Origin of the sequence: Campylobacter sp. P255 (assembly GCF_003627915.1) — a bacterium.
Lineage (GTDB): Bacteria > Campylobacterota > Campylobacteria > Campylobacterales > Campylobacteraceae > Campylobacter_D.
Genome location: NZ_NREN01000031.1, coordinates 1 through 654, shown reverse-complemented (window position 1 = coordinate 654; position 654 = coordinate 1). Strand labels below are relative to the sequence as shown.

Genomic DNA, 654 nt, shown 5'->3' with positions numbered 1-654 from the left:
ACAACTATGGTGGCACGATCGATAGTATTACTAACTCGGGTTTAATCGCAGGTAAAATTGCAATTCGTGTGGAAGGTAGTAATGCAACTATTAATACCATTAACAATAGCGGCACTATTATGACAACGGAGGGTACTAATGGTTATGGAACCATATTTATACAAAATGCTACCATTGAAAATATCAACAACTCCGGTTTAATATACAACCAAAGTATAGCTAGTGATAGTGGTGCTATACATTTTGCAGAAGGTAAATTTGGCACGATTGAAAATAGTGGAACTATTTTAGATGATACCGGAACAGCTGGAATTTATATAACTGTTGGATTTACACCTAATAAAGGCTCTACAGGAGAATCTATAGTTAATAGTGGAACTATATTATCTAAAAAAGGCTCAGGTATTGATATATCAAAAGCATCGCATCTAGACTATTTGCAATCTACTGGCGGACTTATTGCCGGAGGCACCGCAGGTATTATGATCGATGCCACAAGCACCATCGGCTCAAACGATAAATCCCCTAACGCTATTGATCTAAACAATGGCGCAGTAATTGCCTCAGCTACTATGACTAAAAATGGCGATTTGACACTTAACCCAAATGGCACAGCCTTACAAAACGATGGTACTATTAAGGGCAATATCAATC

At 37.8% G+C, this 654-nt stretch carries 1 pseudogene; it reads left to right on the top strand.

The annotated features are described in order from the left end of the window. Positions 1 to 654 (top strand): annotated as a pseudogene (locus CKA54_RS07710) (hypothetical protein); the annotation flags it as partial.